Source organism: Moorena sp. SIO4G3, assembly GCF_010692305.1.
Lineage (GTDB): Bacteria > Cyanobacteriota > Cyanobacteriia > Cyanobacteriales > Coleofasciculaceae > Moorena > Moorena producens_A.
Genome location: NZ_JAAHIG010000057.1, coordinates 1 through 15,882, shown reverse-complemented (window position 1 = coordinate 15,882; position 15,882 = coordinate 1). Strand labels below are relative to the sequence as shown.

The 15,882-nt window shown below is 42.9% G+C and carries 13 protein-coding genes; 8 read left to right on the top strand and 5 right to left on the bottom strand.

The annotated features are described in order from the left end of the window. Positions 1 to 31 precede the first annotated feature (31 nt). On the bottom strand, positions 32 to 2,374 hold the full coding sequence (locus F6J99_RS13225) for a DNA polymerase III subunit gamma/tau (protein WP_293113320.1): 2,343 nt from the start codon (positions 2,372 to 2,374) through the stop codon (positions 32 to 34). Positions 2,375 to 2,631: 257 nt separating this feature from the next. Between F6J99_RS13225 and F6J99_RS13220 the strand changes: the two genes are divergently transcribed. The 5 genes from F6J99_RS13220 (at position 2,632) to F6J99_RS13200 (ending at position 6,512) form a co-directional block, all read left to right on the top strand. Then, the gene (locus F6J99_RS13220; protein ID WP_008188499.1) at positions 2,632 to 2,934 is read left to right on the top strand and encodes a hypothetical protein; all 303 of its coding nucleotides are present in this window, start codon (positions 2,632 to 2,634) and stop codon (positions 2,932 to 2,934) included. A gap of 429 nt (positions 2,935 to 3,363) precedes the next feature. Continuing rightward, positions 3,364 to 4,602: a GNAT family N-acetyltransferase gene (locus tag F6J99_RS13215; protein ID WP_293113319.1), complete on the top strand. Its 1,239-nt coding sequence runs from the start codon at positions 3,364 to 3,366 to the stop codon at positions 4,600 to 4,602. Between the two features lie 109 nt (positions 4,603 to 4,711). Then, positions 4,712 to 5,167, top strand: a complete 456-nt coding sequence (gene ruvX / locus F6J99_RS13210; RefSeq protein WP_293113318.1) for a Holliday junction resolvase RuvX — start codon at positions 4,712 to 4,714, stop codon at positions 5,165 to 5,167. A gap of 530 nt (positions 5,168 to 5,697) precedes the next feature. Continuing rightward, entirely contained in the window at positions 5,698 to 5,967 is a 270-nt protein-coding gene (gene rpsO / locus F6J99_RS13205; RefSeq protein ID WP_070395791.1) for a 30S ribosomal protein S15, read from the top strand. 35 nt (positions 5,968 to 6,002) lie between these two features. Further along, complete coding sequence (locus tag F6J99_RS13200; RefSeq protein WP_293113317.1) at positions 6,003 to 6,512, top strand: PAM68 family protein; 510 nt, start codon at positions 6,003 to 6,005, stop codon at positions 6,510 to 6,512. 311 nt (positions 6,513 to 6,823) lie between these two features. Here F6J99_RS13200 and F6J99_RS13195 read toward each other — a convergent pair whose 3' ends face one another. From F6J99_RS13195 to F6J99_RS13180, 4 genes are all read right to left on the bottom strand, one after another. Next, positions 6,824 to 7,075, bottom strand: a complete 252-nt coding sequence (locus F6J99_RS13195; protein ID WP_293113316.1) for a hypothetical protein — start codon at positions 7,073 to 7,075, stop codon at positions 6,824 to 6,826. A 13-nt stretch (positions 7,076 to 7,088) separates the two neighbouring features. Then, positions 7,089 to 8,375, bottom strand: a complete 1,287-nt coding sequence (locus tag F6J99_RS13190) for a hypothetical protein (RefSeq protein WP_293113315.1) — start codon at positions 8,373 to 8,375, stop codon at positions 7,089 to 7,091. Positions 8,376 to 8,465: 90 nt separating this feature from the next. Next, complete coding sequence (locus F6J99_RS13185; protein WP_293113314.1) at positions 8,466 to 9,263, bottom strand: transporter substrate-binding domain-containing protein; 798 nt, start codon at positions 9,261 to 9,263, stop codon at positions 8,466 to 8,468. Positions 9,264 to 9,391: 128 nt separating this feature from the next. Then, positions 9,392 to 9,556: a hypothetical protein gene (locus tag F6J99_RS13180; RefSeq protein WP_293113313.1), complete on the bottom strand. Its 165-nt coding sequence runs from the start codon at positions 9,554 to 9,556 to the stop codon at positions 9,392 to 9,394. A 772-nt stretch (positions 9,557 to 10,328) separates the two neighbouring features. On the opposite strand from F6J99_RS13180, the gene F6J99_RS13175 reads away from it, so the two are divergent. From F6J99_RS13175 to F6J99_RS13165, 3 genes are all read left to right on the top strand, one after another. Continuing rightward, on the top strand, positions 10,329 to 11,300 hold the full coding sequence (locus F6J99_RS13175) for a hypothetical protein (RefSeq protein ID WP_293113312.1): 972 nt from the start codon (positions 10,329 to 10,331) through the stop codon (positions 11,298 to 11,300). 27 nt (positions 11,301 to 11,327) lie between these two features. Further along, entirely contained in the window at positions 11,328 to 12,248 is a 921-nt protein-coding gene (locus F6J99_RS13170) for a DUF1822 family protein (RefSeq protein ID WP_293113311.1), read from the top strand. Between the two features lie 10 nt (positions 12,249 to 12,258). Then, a partial coding sequence (locus F6J99_RS13165) for a CHAT domain-containing protein (protein ID WP_293113310.1) occupies positions 12,259 to 15,882 on the top strand: 3,624 nt, incomplete at its 3' end.

Here is a 15,882-nt window from a genome sequence, read left to right as displayed (position 1 = left end):
TGCTACCCCAATTCTCAAGTTGATCATAACTCTAAAAAGGGAGTTCACCATTTTCATCATATTCTAACTCTTGCGGCCTATTCTGAATCTTTATCGAAAACGGTCTTGGATCAGGTTGATTTTCGGCTACTGATGATTCGGGTTGCTCTTGGTCAAAGGTACCCTGAGTATCCTTGACAAACGACTCTACTAATGGCTCTTTGGGCATCACTTCATTATTACTCAGCTCATCATTTAAATCAATAATTTCTCCGCCAAAAGAATCTTTAATTTTTCCTAAAGCTTGCTCTATTTGATCAGCATCCCAGCCTAAGTCAGGGAAGTCATAGGCTGGCCTGGATAATACTGGACTGGATAATGCTGGGCTAGATAATGCTGGGCTGGATAATACAGTCTCCGCTGCTTCAGATGTTTCAGAATTGCTAGGAGGAGTAAGGTTTTCTGGCTGGGATGGTTGGGGGGAAGGGTTTACCGCTGTCTTTGAAGAGTCACTGGTGCTAGGTGGCACAACTAGTTTGGCTTCGGTTGAATCCCCCTTTGAATCCCCCTTGCTGTTTGAAGATTCCTGTGGTGCTTCTGGGGTAGTGATTGGTGGAGGTAATTTCTGAGTTGGTACTGCTGGTAGGGTCACTCTTGATTGAGGAGCGGTCTGGGACGGGTTTGCTCCTACTAGTTGGAAATTAACTTTCACATGACCTGGATGGACTTTGGCAAATGCCTTTTGAATTTGGGGCAACATTCCTTGTATGAGCTTTTGTACACCCTTCTTTTTGATGCCAATAGATGCCTCTGCGCCATTGAAAGCTAATAAACAGCCATTGCTACGCAGTATTTCTCTAGAGCCATCCAGTTCGATATTATGAATAACCTGTTGCCAAACCTGCTCGATTTGGTAGGGCTGGTTGCTAACCTCGCTATCTCGCTCAACCCTAGCGCTATGGTCAACCGCCTGATTCGGTGTTGAGGTTGAGACTAAATCAGGGGTTTTGGGTATGCCATTACTAGAGGTGTCTGGGTGTGGTTGAAACCCTAACCTTTCTGGAGGCTTAGGCTCGTCAGTTTGCTGCTGAGTCTTGGGTTTCTGAGCTTGTTTACTTGGATGCTCTGGTTTAGGAGTAGTCTGATCTCGGCCAGAGGTTGGTTGATTGTATTGCTCTTTTCTGGGCTGATGTCTCCCAACTGGTGCTAGGTTAGGCTGGTGCCTAGGTTTCACCGCAGGTGCTGAGGGTTTGACTGATGGATTTTTAGGGGATAACTGTGAGGTTTCTAGGGATTCAGAGGCAAGAGCCCCTGGCAATAACCCCATGAGGGTGACTTCTAACCACAGACGGGGCTGAGTAGTATTTTTGATCTGAATTTCACTGTCTTTTAGATGCTGCTGACTACGTAAAATACTCTCCACATCCAGCTGTTTAGCTAACTCACACAGCTTCTCCCAGGTGGGCAGGGTGATGGCTGATAAATTATGACGATCCCGAGCAGTTTTAGCAATCAACAAATCTCGGTAGAAACTAGTGAGATTTTGCAGGATAACTAGGGGTTCTCGACCTCTATCGATCAGATAGCCACACTGTTCTAGTACTGCTACCGGTTCAGAAGATGCGATCGCGTTTAGCAATGCCAGTAAGTCTTGTTCAGGTACTGCCCCTACTAAATCCCAAACCTGCTCTACTGTGACCTGTTCATCTAACAAACTCAGTTGATCTAGCAAACTTTCTGCATCCCTGAGCCCCCCTTGAGCCACTTGTGCCACTACGGTTAAGGCATCTGGTGTAATAGCGATATTTTCGTTAACTGCAATAGCCTTCAAATGAGACACCATTGCCTCTAGGGGAATGCGGCGAAAATCAAAACGTTGGCAGCGGGAAATAATGGTGGGTAATACCCGTTGAGGGTCTGTGGTAGCCAAGATAAAGACTACCCGCTCCGGCGGTTCTTCCAGGGTTTTGAGAAGGGAGTTGAAGGCTGCGGTACTAAGCATATGGCATTCATCGATCACATACACTTTGTAGCGGCACTGGACTGGGGCAAATTGAGCCCGTTCAATGATTTCTCTGATATTATCTACACCGGTATGACTAGCTGCGTCCATCTCAGTCACATCCAAGGCTAAACCAGCAGCGATCTCACGGCAGACTTGACATTCCCCACAAGGCAATGGAGTTGGCAAATTAGTCTTGAGACAGTTGAGGGACTTAGCTAAAATCCTTGCCGAAGAGGTTTTGCCCGTACCTCTAGGGCCAGTAAACAAATAGGCAGGGGCAATGCGCTCACTCTCTATGGCATTGGTTAGGGTTTTTGCGATCGCATCTTGCCCCACTAAATCCGCAAATCTCTGGGGACGATATTTGTGATGTAGGGGTTCGTAGCTCACGACTTTATGTTGTGGGGGGCTTACCAGATTGCTCTAGTAGTGTTTGACTAATAGTGTTTTAATTTTAGGCAAGACAGATGGGGGTCTTGTTAGGGATTGCTGGAGACAGGGGTTTGTTAAACCTTTATCTTCGGTGGTAATCTTTCACCAAAGATAGTAACAGGGATATCAGACTCCTATACTACTGATGGGTTACTTTACCTAAACTATATAATCGAGCATTTCTACCTCATCGATATATATCTTTTGTTTTAATTATGGAATCAGCTATTTCTTCTTCTGTTAGTACAACTGACGAATTACCCCGGGAGGTGAGAGTTGCTCAACTGCGTAATCTGGTAGAAACTCTACACATCGCGGATGAAATTGCCAGCCAAGGCTACCTGATTAGTAGTTCTGAACTGGCGGATTTAATGGATGTCAACGCCAGCGCTGTCACTAGTCGGGGTAACCACTGGTCTTGGCGCAACTGGGTTGTGTCAAGGGTCAGGCGTGAAGGTAATCAAATTCTGTGGCAGTTAGAACGGGTAGACAAAGGGAATATAATGGATGAAGACTAAACCTTACAAGACTAAGCCCTAGATAGGGGCGTGTCTATACTACGTTGAGACTATGTTGGTAAGCAGTCAGGGGTCAGCAGTCAGTGGTCAGGTTATTTGATTCAATTGCGGTGTGCTCCTCAAGTACTGTGGCCAAAGGCTGTTGGCTGATAGCTGATACGCGACACGCGCTCTAGCTTACCTATGTTGAGACTATGTTGAGTGTTGACCCTTGACTGACTGTTAAGGATTAACACTCAACACTCAACAGTCCCACTGGTGCATTAAACCCCATGAAAACAACTTGATATTACTCATATGTCTTATCACAACTGGGATGATGGGAAAATAGCTAATATATTGGCAGTAACCCTAGTCTTGCAAATGTAGGTTACAGCGCAAGAACATGGGTCAAACAGAGCGAGCAGCTTCATGGCATCCGTACCCAAAATGACTTCACCTGTCTCGGAAAACCCGAAGAACTTGATCCGCCCATTTCAATACCATGATTTGGCAGCAATAGAGACGCTAGTGCAACAGGCAACTGATGGGCAGAGTAAGATCTACCCATCAGTTGAGCAACAGCCACTTAAGCACGTTAGACGCTGGTATTGGTTGCTGAAGTTTTTGAGTTGGTTTCCCAACCCCTATCAGTACAGCTTTTGTATCTATGTGGCTGAGCAACTCCAAAAGCTGCGCGGACTGATCAAAATTTCCCCATTTAATCACACCCGTAGTACTTGGCGGGTGGAGCAGGTGTTAGTTGATGCCAACACTCCTCTAGTAAGTAACACCCTGGCAACTAGAGACATTGGCTCGGCTCTGTTGCGCCATTGCTTTGAAAAAATTTGGCAAGCGCGAACTTGGTTATTGGAAGTCAATATCAATCATAAAAGTTCACTGGCTCTGTATCGGCAAAACGGATTCCAGCCCCTAGCTCAGATGACCTACTGGGTCATTGAGCCAACACTGCTGGAAAAATTGGCGGTTCGTGAACCAGATTTGCCGAACCTGTTGCCTGTCAGTAACGCAGATGCTCAGTTGCTCTATCAGCTGGATACGGCATCAATGCCACCAATAGTGCGTAAGGTTTTTGACCGCCATATCCAGGATTTTCAAACCAGTATGTCACGGAAAATCATTGATTCACTGTGGCAGTGGCTAAATCATAATGAAGTGATCAGTGCCTATGTATTTGAACCACAGCGTAAAGTCGCTGTTGGCTATTTTCGGCTGCAACTGTGCCGTGATGGTAACCGTACCAACTCAGCTGAGTTAACAGTTCATCCAGCCTACAATTACCTATATCCAGAGTTACTGTCTCAAATAGCACGGATTGCCCAAAAACTTCCTTCCCAATCCCTACATCTGGTAACGGCTGACTATGAAGCGGAGCACGAAGAATATCTAGCTGAGCTCGGAGCAGAACGGATTGAGCACACTCTACTGATGTCCCGTTCCGTCTGGCATAAGTTGCGGGAAACCAAGTCTGTTACGTTTGAGTTATCGGATGTGCTTCAGGGGCTACAGCCAGCCCGAACCCCAATCCCCAGCCGCATATCCTGGTCACAATCCCCATCGAAGAAACACCGTGCTAAGGGGAAAAAGGTCTCTATTGGGGTTTCTCAGTCTAAGAGTGTAGTCTCTCAAGAGGAGAGGGTATCGGTTAAATCTTCACCACAGAAGTAGTTAGAGTACCCAAGTTGGGTTATAGCTAATGTAAGAAAGCTTCATACCTAATGTGCCATTTCCAAAATTCGCTCTTTGACTAAAAATGGATAGCATAGGAGCTTAAACGATGGAAAGAATTTCAGCACTGGGATTGGATTTGGGAAGCAAACGTATTGGTGTGGCGGGTTGTGATGGGACGGGTTTGATTGCTACTGGTTTAACTACCATTGAGCGTACCTCCTTTCAACGGGATGTTGACCAACTGCGAGAGTTAGTTGAAACCAGAGAAGTGCAGGTACTGGTGGTAGGTTTACCTTATTCGATGGATGGAACCCTGGGTTTCCAGGCACGAAAGGTGCAAAAATTGGCTAGGCGATTAGCCACAGCACTTCAGCTGCCGCTAGAGTATATCGATGAACGGCTTACCTCTTGGGAGGCTGAATCGCGACTCAAGGCGAGTAAGCGATCGCTTACCCACAATAAAGGACTGATTGACCGTCACGCTGCTGCTATTATCCTACAACAGTGGTTAGATAGGCGGCGCTCAGCTAATAATCAAAATCCCCCAGCCTCGGGGAATTGAATCACTTCTTGATGGTGATAGAATAGAAAACAGAGAAAGTAACAAGGGAGAGTTAGCCACCTAATTTATTGGGTGGGCAGCGTTAGCGTAGCGTGGCCATAGGCCAGCGTACCGGGATTTATCCCGGAGATCGTGCTACAATGGAACAACGAGTAAGAACAAGGTTGGTTACGTTGATTTTTTGCTAGTATGGTGAGATTCCAGCCAGTAAGAGACGGGGTTGATCCTACGACTATGGAACAGGCAAGTAATGCAGCAAAAAGTAGTGATTTATTGCCCTGATTTGTTTGGTACAACCACTCCGAAAGTTATTTAAATTAAAAGTAAATCCACAGGTTAACTTCTCTGTTAATCCGAGGGAGGTAGGGCAGTTTTGAATCTGCCGCAACGGTATACTAGATTCACTTCTAGATCAGACCGTGAGCGTCGTGGAGCGCGGTTTTAACCCGCGCAACGACATCCGCTCAGAATCCCCGTCTTTTCAAAGCGGGGAGAGTTCAATGTTGACTTATACTATTTAAACTTTATCGATGAGTCTAACTCAAGAACGTAAAACTGAAATTATTAATGGCTACCAGGTTCATGAAACTGACACTGGTTCGGCAGAGGTGCAAGTGGCTATCCTCACTGAGCGTATCAATACATTGAGTCTCCATCTACAAAGCCACAAAAAAGATTACTCGTCTAGACGGGGATTATTAAAGATGATCGGTCGCCGCAAGCGCTTACTTAGCTATATTCGTCAAGACGATCAACAACGGTATAAAAACTTGATTGAGCGCTTAGGTATTCGGGGATAGACCATAGTTTAACAGACCCTAGTGGAAAAGAGTGTATGTCTACTGAGCCGTCACGGGAGCGATTGCCTTTTGAACCACGTCAAAAGCGCAAAAAGAACCCTAAAGCCCAAAATTCATCTACAAATCCCCAAACTACTCCAAAGGAAAAACCCAGTCAAACTACTCTCAAGCAAGAGAAGAAGCAAGAGAAGAAGCAAGATAAGCCAAGGGCTGCCTCAAATGACTCAATGGCAATCCCCGATGTGGTCAGTAAACGGATGGTGCGTCGGATGGCTCTAATGTGTGGTATTCCCAGTTTCTTAGGGATAGCTACATTTGTGGTTAGCTATTTATTGATCACACAGGTTGGGGTAGAGTTACCCCATGTGGCAGTGATTCTGGTGAGTATGGGATGCTTTGGTCTAGGTGTTTTGGGGTTGAGCTATGGTGTTCTTTCTGCTTCGTGGGAGGAAGATACACCAGGAACTTTTTTTGGTTGGCAAGAGTTCACCACTAACCTAGGCAGATTGACATCAGCATGGCGTGCTGCTAAGATAAAGAGTTAACCCTTTGGGTATCCTATGGTCTCAGTTTGGGGATAAGGTGAATAGCCTTAGAAAGTTAGCTGTCCGGCAAAAGAAGCCCCACACCTAATGCGTAGCATAGGTGTGGGATGAATTTTGCACAGGGTATTATAAAATTGCGCTTAATATATGTACTGATAAACAAAGCCGTTCGCGAAGCGTGGCCAAAGGCCTTAAATGCTGGTTTGTCAGACACCTACGTTCCTAAAAAAGAGAACTTATTGTATTGTTCCGGCACGGAGGGGCATCCCGGAGAGGAAACCTTAGAATAGGGCAGCCTTAATCATAAAGTTTTAACCCTTTACGCATAACCGACTAACCATAAAGGCTGCCCTATTCTTGCGGTAACTTCTGACCGTGTCGTTAATAAAGTAACCCGTGTATCCGTTCGCGTAGCGTCGGCGAAAGCCGATAGCAATGGCTGGAGTTGGTAAGAAGCCCACACTGTAATCTTGGCCAAAGGCCACGCTACGCGAACGATAAGCGTGTGGGAGTATGTCACCAGCGTTAGTAGGTGCTGGGGTGACAAGTAGCCTTGTTGTCACCCCCTCAGGCACTTCACAGTGACTCGATCCAAGTTTTCCGAATTTTATCAATCAAAAATATCATCAAATCTCTGGTGGTTTGAGGCTTACTTTGGTTTTGTTGATAATCCAGCCACTGTTGACGCAATTCAATCACTTCATGTTTGAAGCCACTGGATGCACACTGAGCCGGGCGTAGGTGATATCCTGCTAGATAAAACAATTCTCGTAGCTTGAAAATTAGGTTGTCGATGTCGGCACAAGAAAAGGATTGAAGCACAATATGCTTGTTACCTGTTCGATTTAGCCATCTTTCATAAAGTGGAGTGTTAAGAGTTTGAAGCTCATCGAAAAAGTTAGGAGTACAGGTAACAACAAAGGCAATGGAGGGATATCCATTTTCAGCTCCAATTCGATTTAAAGAAGAGTGAAAATTACGGATTGTTTCTAAACAGGTAATAGCCTGGTCTCGTCCCAGTTTTCTAACCAGACTTTCTAATTCATCAACCAGTACAACAACTAAATTAATACCACTATATTTTAGAATTCTGAAGATAACATCTGTGAGTTTACCCTCCTTAGAAAGTTTTTTTGCTGAGGGCTCAAAGTCGGTAACTGCAACCTCAGGCTTCTTGATGATATTAAGATAGTTCTGGACAAATTTGGTATCTTCTTGACTAGATTCCTGGATGGCTCTCTCATACAACGCTTGCTGAGTTTGACCGGAAAATTCCCGTAGAAGTTGTTTCAAAAACGGTCTGTCTCGGAAAACTTCTAATAAATCTTTTAAAGAAACTGGAGAGCCAACTGCTCCCAAAAGTAATAGAATCAGGTTGGCATAGAATTTTTCGATCTCCTCTCGGGACTTTCCGTCTTGAGTCATGAATCGATCCCGTACTGACTCATAAGCAGACCTGAGCACTTCTGGATAATGGTTAACAATTTCACGATGACCATTACTCTGCTCTACTAATTTCATGCCCTGAATAACTCGGAATTCAAATTGATGTTTGTCAAAAATTCGGCTTAAATCAACACGGCTGACGATGCATCCAGGAGGAGCATCACGAAGCAGTAACGAATGTAGATAGGAAATGAAGTGGGTTTTTCCAGCTCCAGAATCTCCTATGACCAATTTTTCTAGGGGTTTTGGTTGGGAGCTGATTTTTATGATTTCCTCTTTCAGATTCAGAATACTTGAGCGGAAGTCATCACCAACTGTCAAATAACTGAGTCTTTCTAAGGGTGTATTGATATTTTCAAGCATACTGAGAATTTGCTTGGCTTCTTCTTGTAACCCATCATGTATTATTGTATTCATAATTGTATTCATAGTTATATACTCTGTATTAAATAATTCATTAATTTACCAATTGTGGATAGATAATTTATTTATATTATTATTCCATGGTTAAAGCTGACATTGATATTCTGGATCTTTGTTTTTGATAAGTTGATTGATAAAAAACAACCATTCTGTTTCTTTTGATGAAATAATCATTCCATATTTTTCATTTCCAGGGTTGAGTTCTTGGAATTCATAATTTTCTGGATCAAATCCCAGAATTTGTAGTCCGCCAATCAGAATAATTTTGTCACTTACAAATGCATCTATTTCTTGGTGATTAAGAGCATTTATGGCTTCTGCCCTACTACCATACTCTTGGATTTGATTTGTTTTTAAACCAGTGAAGTGTTGTTTGATAGAATTTTTAGTACTGGAAGATTTAAGAACTCCAATTGTTTCATTATTTGAGTCAAACCTTCTTCCTTTTTTAGTCAAAATACTCACTGATGTGCTCATAAAAGGAATAGAAAACTGAGTTCCTTTATGGTTATTTCCTATAGTATTAGGTCCACATTCAAGATGGATAGTATTTTTAGCAACTTTCCGGAAGCGAGTTTTCAGGCTTGTTTCATGGAACTCAATATTAATTGTTTTATTAGGTAAACTTTCTTCAATTTGATACCGGATTAATTCTGCAAAATCAGTACAATACCCTTCATATTTATCCCCTTTTCTATGACTAATCGGGGAAGAATCAGCTCTTAACCCAATCTTGATCGTGAATTCATCTTGCTTCTCAATTTTTTCTAAGATTCCAGGAGGATTCCACAGGTTAGCCAAACCTAAACCGATAGGGATAATGATAGCAGTGGATACTACAAAGGGAAAGAAAAACTTGGTCAAACGGACAGCTCTGCTCATTGATTAAATTCGTTGGTGAGACTTCGGATAAAAGGTGAGTGGTTCAGCTACCCTTACCTTTATTTATGTAATAAACTGTGTGTTTTACGCGAAGTTTAAGGAATTTTTTTGAGGTAATTAATCCTATGTCAATCCTTTGCTGTAAAGAGAGCTTCCAGATTCAGCCCAGCCTCATACATAGACCGACTAGAAGCACGTGTTTGTTGTCCAAAAGCTGTGCGGACAACACTCGTAAATACAATAACTGTTGCTGCAATGGTAGCGGAAAACTGACGAACAATTTGGTTTTTCATCAGAATGAAGTTTTTGTTCAAAAGTTGACATAAGCTCTTATCATTACTTGTGGAAGCAGGGATGTTTTTTTACGCGAAGTCTCAATATTTTTTTTTATTCGTTTTTTTTTTAAAAGTCTAATCAGCTACACTAAAAAATTACAGTTTATACTGTATAACTTATCTTTAATAACTTTTATATTATAAAATAAAAAAGTAAAATACCTTATTTGACTAATAAATAATAGAGTAATGAGTCGAGAGAGAACAAAATAGAACAGAGCATTGGATCCAGATGACAAGCTCAAAGGCAAATGCTGGTGAGAGTTACGGACACCGATTGGTCTTTACAACGTGAAATTATGCCTAGCTACTACACCCTAAGGCTATAGGATTGACAAATAGGTCATGAACAATATTAGTGATTTTCATAACATCAAAAACTCTTCATATTTCTTTCCTATTCTGACCTGTGCCCTATTCATCTTCCCTTTTTCCATAAGTCCTATGTTTACATATCAAATAAAAACCCTATAGCCCTAACGGGTCAAAAAATGCAGTCAAAGAAAATTGATTGTAAACTTTTAGAAAATTTGCCGAGTTTTGCGTATAATTTCAGCCGTGGTGCCTGAATACAATTAGGGATCGTTTATTACTCCCCCATGATGAGCTGGGAGTGCTGGCGATTTTTGATCGACCAAATCCCTTCAGGGTGTCAATCTACCAATCAGGGTAAAGACAAATGACTAAATTCTCTTGAAAAAGCCAAAAAAATATCGGGATTTCACTCAACATGTCACCACCAAATGATTTTAACTCTCAACTTCAACGGCTGCTGCTCGAAGCTCAAAACTATCCGCCAAAGAGTAGCTCACGGCAGCTTCTTGTTAATCAGATAGTTGCTATGCTCATGGAGCTTCCCCACAACCTCCGTCGCCAGCCAGTACGTTGTTTACCTATTGTTCAACAAATTTCTCAGGCTCTACAAGAGCAACTTTTGCAGGATGTCCATCAGGAGCTTGACCATGACAATTGGCAACGCACAAGCATCAGGGAATGGGCAAATTCTTTACGTTATCAGGCTCTCAAAAAAGCACTGAGGGATCCTTTACTAAATAGTATAGCTCTGGAAGCTAAACAAGCAGCAGTCGGAAGCAATGAACGGAGGGTAGCTTTAAACCTTTTGATGGAAGCTATCCACATCGCCAATCGATTGGGTCATCGTCACAGGGACTCGCTCCCGCCTGATATTTACAATTATGTTCGTAATGAGGCACTCCAGAACACTCTGATCGAAATTTGTCAAAAGATTGATAATTACCATCCGAATCGGGATGTGATGGCATGGGTGAACTTTCTGCTGAATAGTAAATGGATTGAAGTTTACAACAAATATATAAGGCAAGGGATTACACACTTACCCAAACACAGCAACAATCATTCAGAGGATAGTCAGCCGTTAACTTTTGTAACTAGTCCAGATATTATAGAAACGTTTTGGGGAAATGATGAGACAATATCTCAATCTCAGGAACTGCGACAATTAATTGAAGAAGATCCTGATCACATGTTCACCCAAGAGCATATCAGAGGACGACCAGATGTCAACTTTAAAGTGTTAGCTCTGGCTAAAATTTGGGAAGACAAATCCTGGGAAGAACTAGCGATTAGATTTCAAATTGATTCGATCCAAACTCTGTCAAGTTTTTATAACAGAAAATTGCGTAAATTCAAGGCTTATCTACAGCAATATATAGAAGAGTAACTTGAGAGAGAGAGGTAAATTCCTAAGATGATGAATAATCTAATTAAATTGAGTCAACTAACTGAATCATTAACGTTTACAGTACCGCTATCTGGGGAAGCCCATAGAATAGCTAAAAAATTCTGTAAAAGGCAACTTACTTTGCAGAAAGCTAAACAAGTTTATCATAACACTCTAGCAGTACATGCAGTAGATTTTTACCTGGGATGCTTGGGATGGGAAACGAATTTAAATCAAAGTGATAGTTACGATCCAGTGATGCAGGCTTTTACAGATGTGGCAGATTTAGAGGTCAAAAACCATGGCAAGTTAGAGTGTCGTGCCCTATTGTCGGAAGCAGAGGTTTGCCATGTTCCAGCAGACGTTTGGGAAGACCGAATTGGCTATGTTGTTGTGCATCTCAACGAATCTCTTACACAAGCCACAATTCTGGGATTTACTCCCTCAGTAGCTGATAATAAGGGGAATTTACCTGTTAGTGAGTTGCGCTCTCTTACAGAATTTCCAGAGTATATAACTAGCAAAAAAATAGTTAACTTAAGCCAATGGCTGCAAGGAACTTTTGAAGCCGGTTGGTTGGTGCCTGATCAGCTGCTTAATCCCCAACTAGTCTCTGGTTTTATGCCAATTGAGATTAAAAGGGGAAAGCTAATCAATTTGGGAATTGACTTGGTGAGTCAAGAGGTGATTTTACTCGCCTATATTAAGGAAGATGAACAATCAGAACTGATTATTAAAATTCAAGTTTATCCCAATAAGGAGCAGACCTATTTGCCGAGTGAACTCAAGCTAATAGTCCTTGATGAACTTGGGGAATTTTTTGAAGAAGTTACCGCTCAAGATGATGATAAATTTATCCAATATGAGTTTTTGGGTGAGTCTGGAGAAGAGTTTTCTATCAAAATCGCTCTCGGAAATACTAGTTATCAGGAAAAATTCGTGATTTAAAAGGGCTGATATGAATAAGCGAGTTTTCCTAAATATTCAAGAAACAGCCGAAAAAGACTTGATTGTCACTGTCAAAATTTTTGAAAGTAAAACGGGTCTTTCTTATGACACCCTACTAGCAGGAGATAAAGGGAAACTACTGCAAGCTACCAAGATTTATAGCAAGTATCAAGAATGGCAGGGTCGCTATCGGAATTTAGCAGCATTCTTAGCTTTTCGCATCAGGCGTAAAGAATCTGGACAATTGACCAACTTTAGTGAAATGGAGCAAGGATTTGAAAATTGTCGTCAACAAGCTAAACAGTTGTCAGCAAGCTTGACTAGTTGGTCAGATGGTCAGGATTTTTTACCTGTCAAGACCATTTTATCCAAACACTTATCCCCAGGGGATAGTATTCAAGTACTGCTGGAAACTGAAAACTTTGAGTTACGCAAATTGCCATGGCATTTGTGTAATTTACTCCCCGATAATGTGAAGCACCTTCCAGTAGAAATTGCTTTAACTGCTCCGGAATTTCAGCGCATTTCCAAGCCACCTGCATCACCAACCTCTAAAGAAAAAATTAGAATTCTGGCTGTGTTTGGGAGTAATATTGATCAAGAATCTAGTCGGCAAGCCCTGGAAGAGTTAGTGGGGGATGAAGAAATCCAGCTCCTAGAAGAACCGGATCTTGATACTTTGAAGAGTCAGCTGAGATCAGAAAAGGGATGGGACATTGTGTTCTTTTCAGGCCATGGTGAAAGCCAGCAAGATGGTCAGGAAGGTAGAATAGAGCTTAACCAAAATCTAAGGGTAACAATCTCAGACTTAAAGGATGCCCTCAGCGAAGCAATTGGAAAAGGATTATGGCTAGCTATTTTCAACTGCTGTGATGGTTTGGGTATCGCCAATCAGTTGGCAGGACAAGATTTATATCTGCCGCAAATTATTGTGATGCGAGAGGCCATACCAGACAAGGTAGCGCCTCAATTTCTCCAGTATTTTCTAGAAGCCTTTACCAAAAACGAGTCTTTATACACAGCTGTGCGGAAAGCTAGGCACAAGCTAGAAGCATTAGAACAAGACTATCCCTGTGCCAGCTGGTTGCCCGTTATTGTCCAGAATCCGGCAGAGGTGCCTCCACTGTGGCAGGATTTAGGGCGTCGCCCCACAGATGTTTGTCCTTATCAGGGTTTGTTGGCTTTCGGGGAAGATAACACCGAGTTTTTCTTTGGTCGAGAGGCTTTCACAAAAAAGCTAGTGGAGGCAGTATACCAAGATTCTTTGGTTACTGTGATTGGACCTTCTGGTAGCGGCAAATCTTCAGTACTCCATGCTGGTCTTATCCCCAAGCTCAAACAAAACGGTAAGTGGCAGATTTTGTCCTTCCGTCCTGGAAACGCTCCTTTTTCGGCTTTGGCATCGGCACTGATTTCCCATCTGGAACCTCAGCTACAGATTGATCCAACCACAAGAGACCAAAAAATTGCTAACCTAGCTGCTACTTGGCAAGGGGAAGATGGTGCTTTAAGGAAAAAACTTGAAGCCATTGTGTTGGAAAAACCTAATACCCCTTTGCTGTTGGTAATAGACCAGTTTGAGGAATTATACACACTCTGTGAGGAAAAGGAGCGTCAGTGCTTTTTGGAGCAATTGCTGGAGGTGGTTAAGGCATTAAAACCTTATGCACAAAAGTTTACGTTTGTACTCACCCTGCGAGCGGATTTTCTTGGAAATGCTCTGTCCGATCGCTCTTTTGCTGATGTCATCGCTGATGCTGACCAGATGCTCGGTCCGATGAACCATAAGGAACTAGAACAGGCAATCACTAAGCCAGCAGAAAAACTGGGAGTAAGGATTGAAGAAGGGCTAACCCAACGTATTCTGAATGATGTGAACGCACAGCCTGGTGAATTACCTTTATTACAGTTTGCTCTTACTCAGCTATGGGACAAAATCAAAGATGCTCAGCTAACTCATGCTGCCTATCAAGACATTGGAAGAGTGCAAGGGGCTTTAGCTCAATATGCAGATCAAGTTTATCAGAAACTCCCTAGCCAAGATCAAGAACGAGTACGGAAAATCTTTATCCAACTGGTAGATCCAACTAACTATACTCGACGCATAGCAACCCGTAAGGAGGTAGGAGAGCAAAACTGGGATTTGATTAGAAAACTAGCTAATCAGCGCTTGGTAATTACCAGTAGCCACCAGTCTTGCGATCGCAAGGGCAATCTAGTTTTAGAAGAAACCGTTGAGATTGTCCATGAAGCACTGATTAAGGGATGGTCTACCCTAGAAACTTGGGTGGAATTAGATCAAGATTTCCGCATTTGGCAGGAGAAGCTGCGACGCTCGATGGCGGAATGGGAACAAAAAACGAAAAGTGCAGATCTTCTGCTGCGAGGTCTGCCTTTGGCGGAGGCTGAAGATTGGTTAAAGAAGCGATCGCAGGAAATAGACCCAGATGAGCAAGAGTTCATCAACCACAGCATCAAAGCCCGCAATCGTAGAAGAAAGGGAATTATTGTTGGACTTACTAGCTTCTCTGTGATTGTTTCAGCTTTAGCAATATGGGCTGGGGTGTCAGCAATTAGTGAGGCTAATCAAAAAATTGGTGCTCAAATCGCCTTGTCAGAATCCCAGTTTGCCTTAAATAAGCGCCTTAATGCCCTTGTGGAAGGTATACGAGCGTCGAGAGAACTTACAAAATTGCAAGGGTGGGGTCTTGCAAAAAAGAATATCCAGAGCGCAGTTGCGAGTACTTTACCCCAATTAGTTTATGGAGTCAGTGAGCAAAATCGTTTCAGTGGGCATAGTGACAAAATAGAGGGTGTTAGTTTTAGTCCAGATGGTAAGCTGATTGCTACAGCCAGTGCTGACAACACAGTAAAACTTTGGCATCCAGACGGTCAACTAGTAGCAACTCTCCAAGGTCATCGCAATTGGGTCAATAGTATTAGTTTTAGTCCTGACGGTAAGCTGATTGCTACAGCTAGTTCTGACAAAACAGTAAAGCTTTGGCAGATTGAATGTGCTGCTTTTGAAGATGAGCGCTGTGTGGAAGTGAAAGGAAAACTGCTCAAAACCCTGGAAGGGCATAAGGATTGGGTTCTTGATGTCAGTTTTAGTCCCGATGGTCAAACCCTGGCCACAGCTAGCAGAGATGGTACCGTCAAACTCTGGACCCAAGATGGTGTCTTGCAACAAGATATCCCAGTGAAAAGCGGTCGTCTGGAAGAGAATCAAGTCTGGGGTGTGAGCTTCAGTCCAGATGGTAAGATACTAGCCACGGCCAATGAAGACAGAACTGTTAAACTGTTGAGTCTGGAGGGAACTGTAATCCAAACCTTTGACCAGCACGGAGACAGAGTTCGAGATGTGAGTTTTAGTCCTGACGGCAAGCTGATTGCATCAGGGAGTGATGACAATACCGCTATCATTTGGCAGCGGGATGGCACTTTTGTCAAAACCCTTGAAGGACATAACGGACATGTCAATGGTGTAAGTTTTAGCCCCAATAGTCAGACTATAGTTACCGTCAGCGATGGTGAGGATGAAAATGTCAAACTTTGGACCATAGATGGAGCTTTACTGAAAACTTTCAACGGACCCCTGGTGTTTTTAGGCGGTGCCAGACGGCAAATTTTTGTG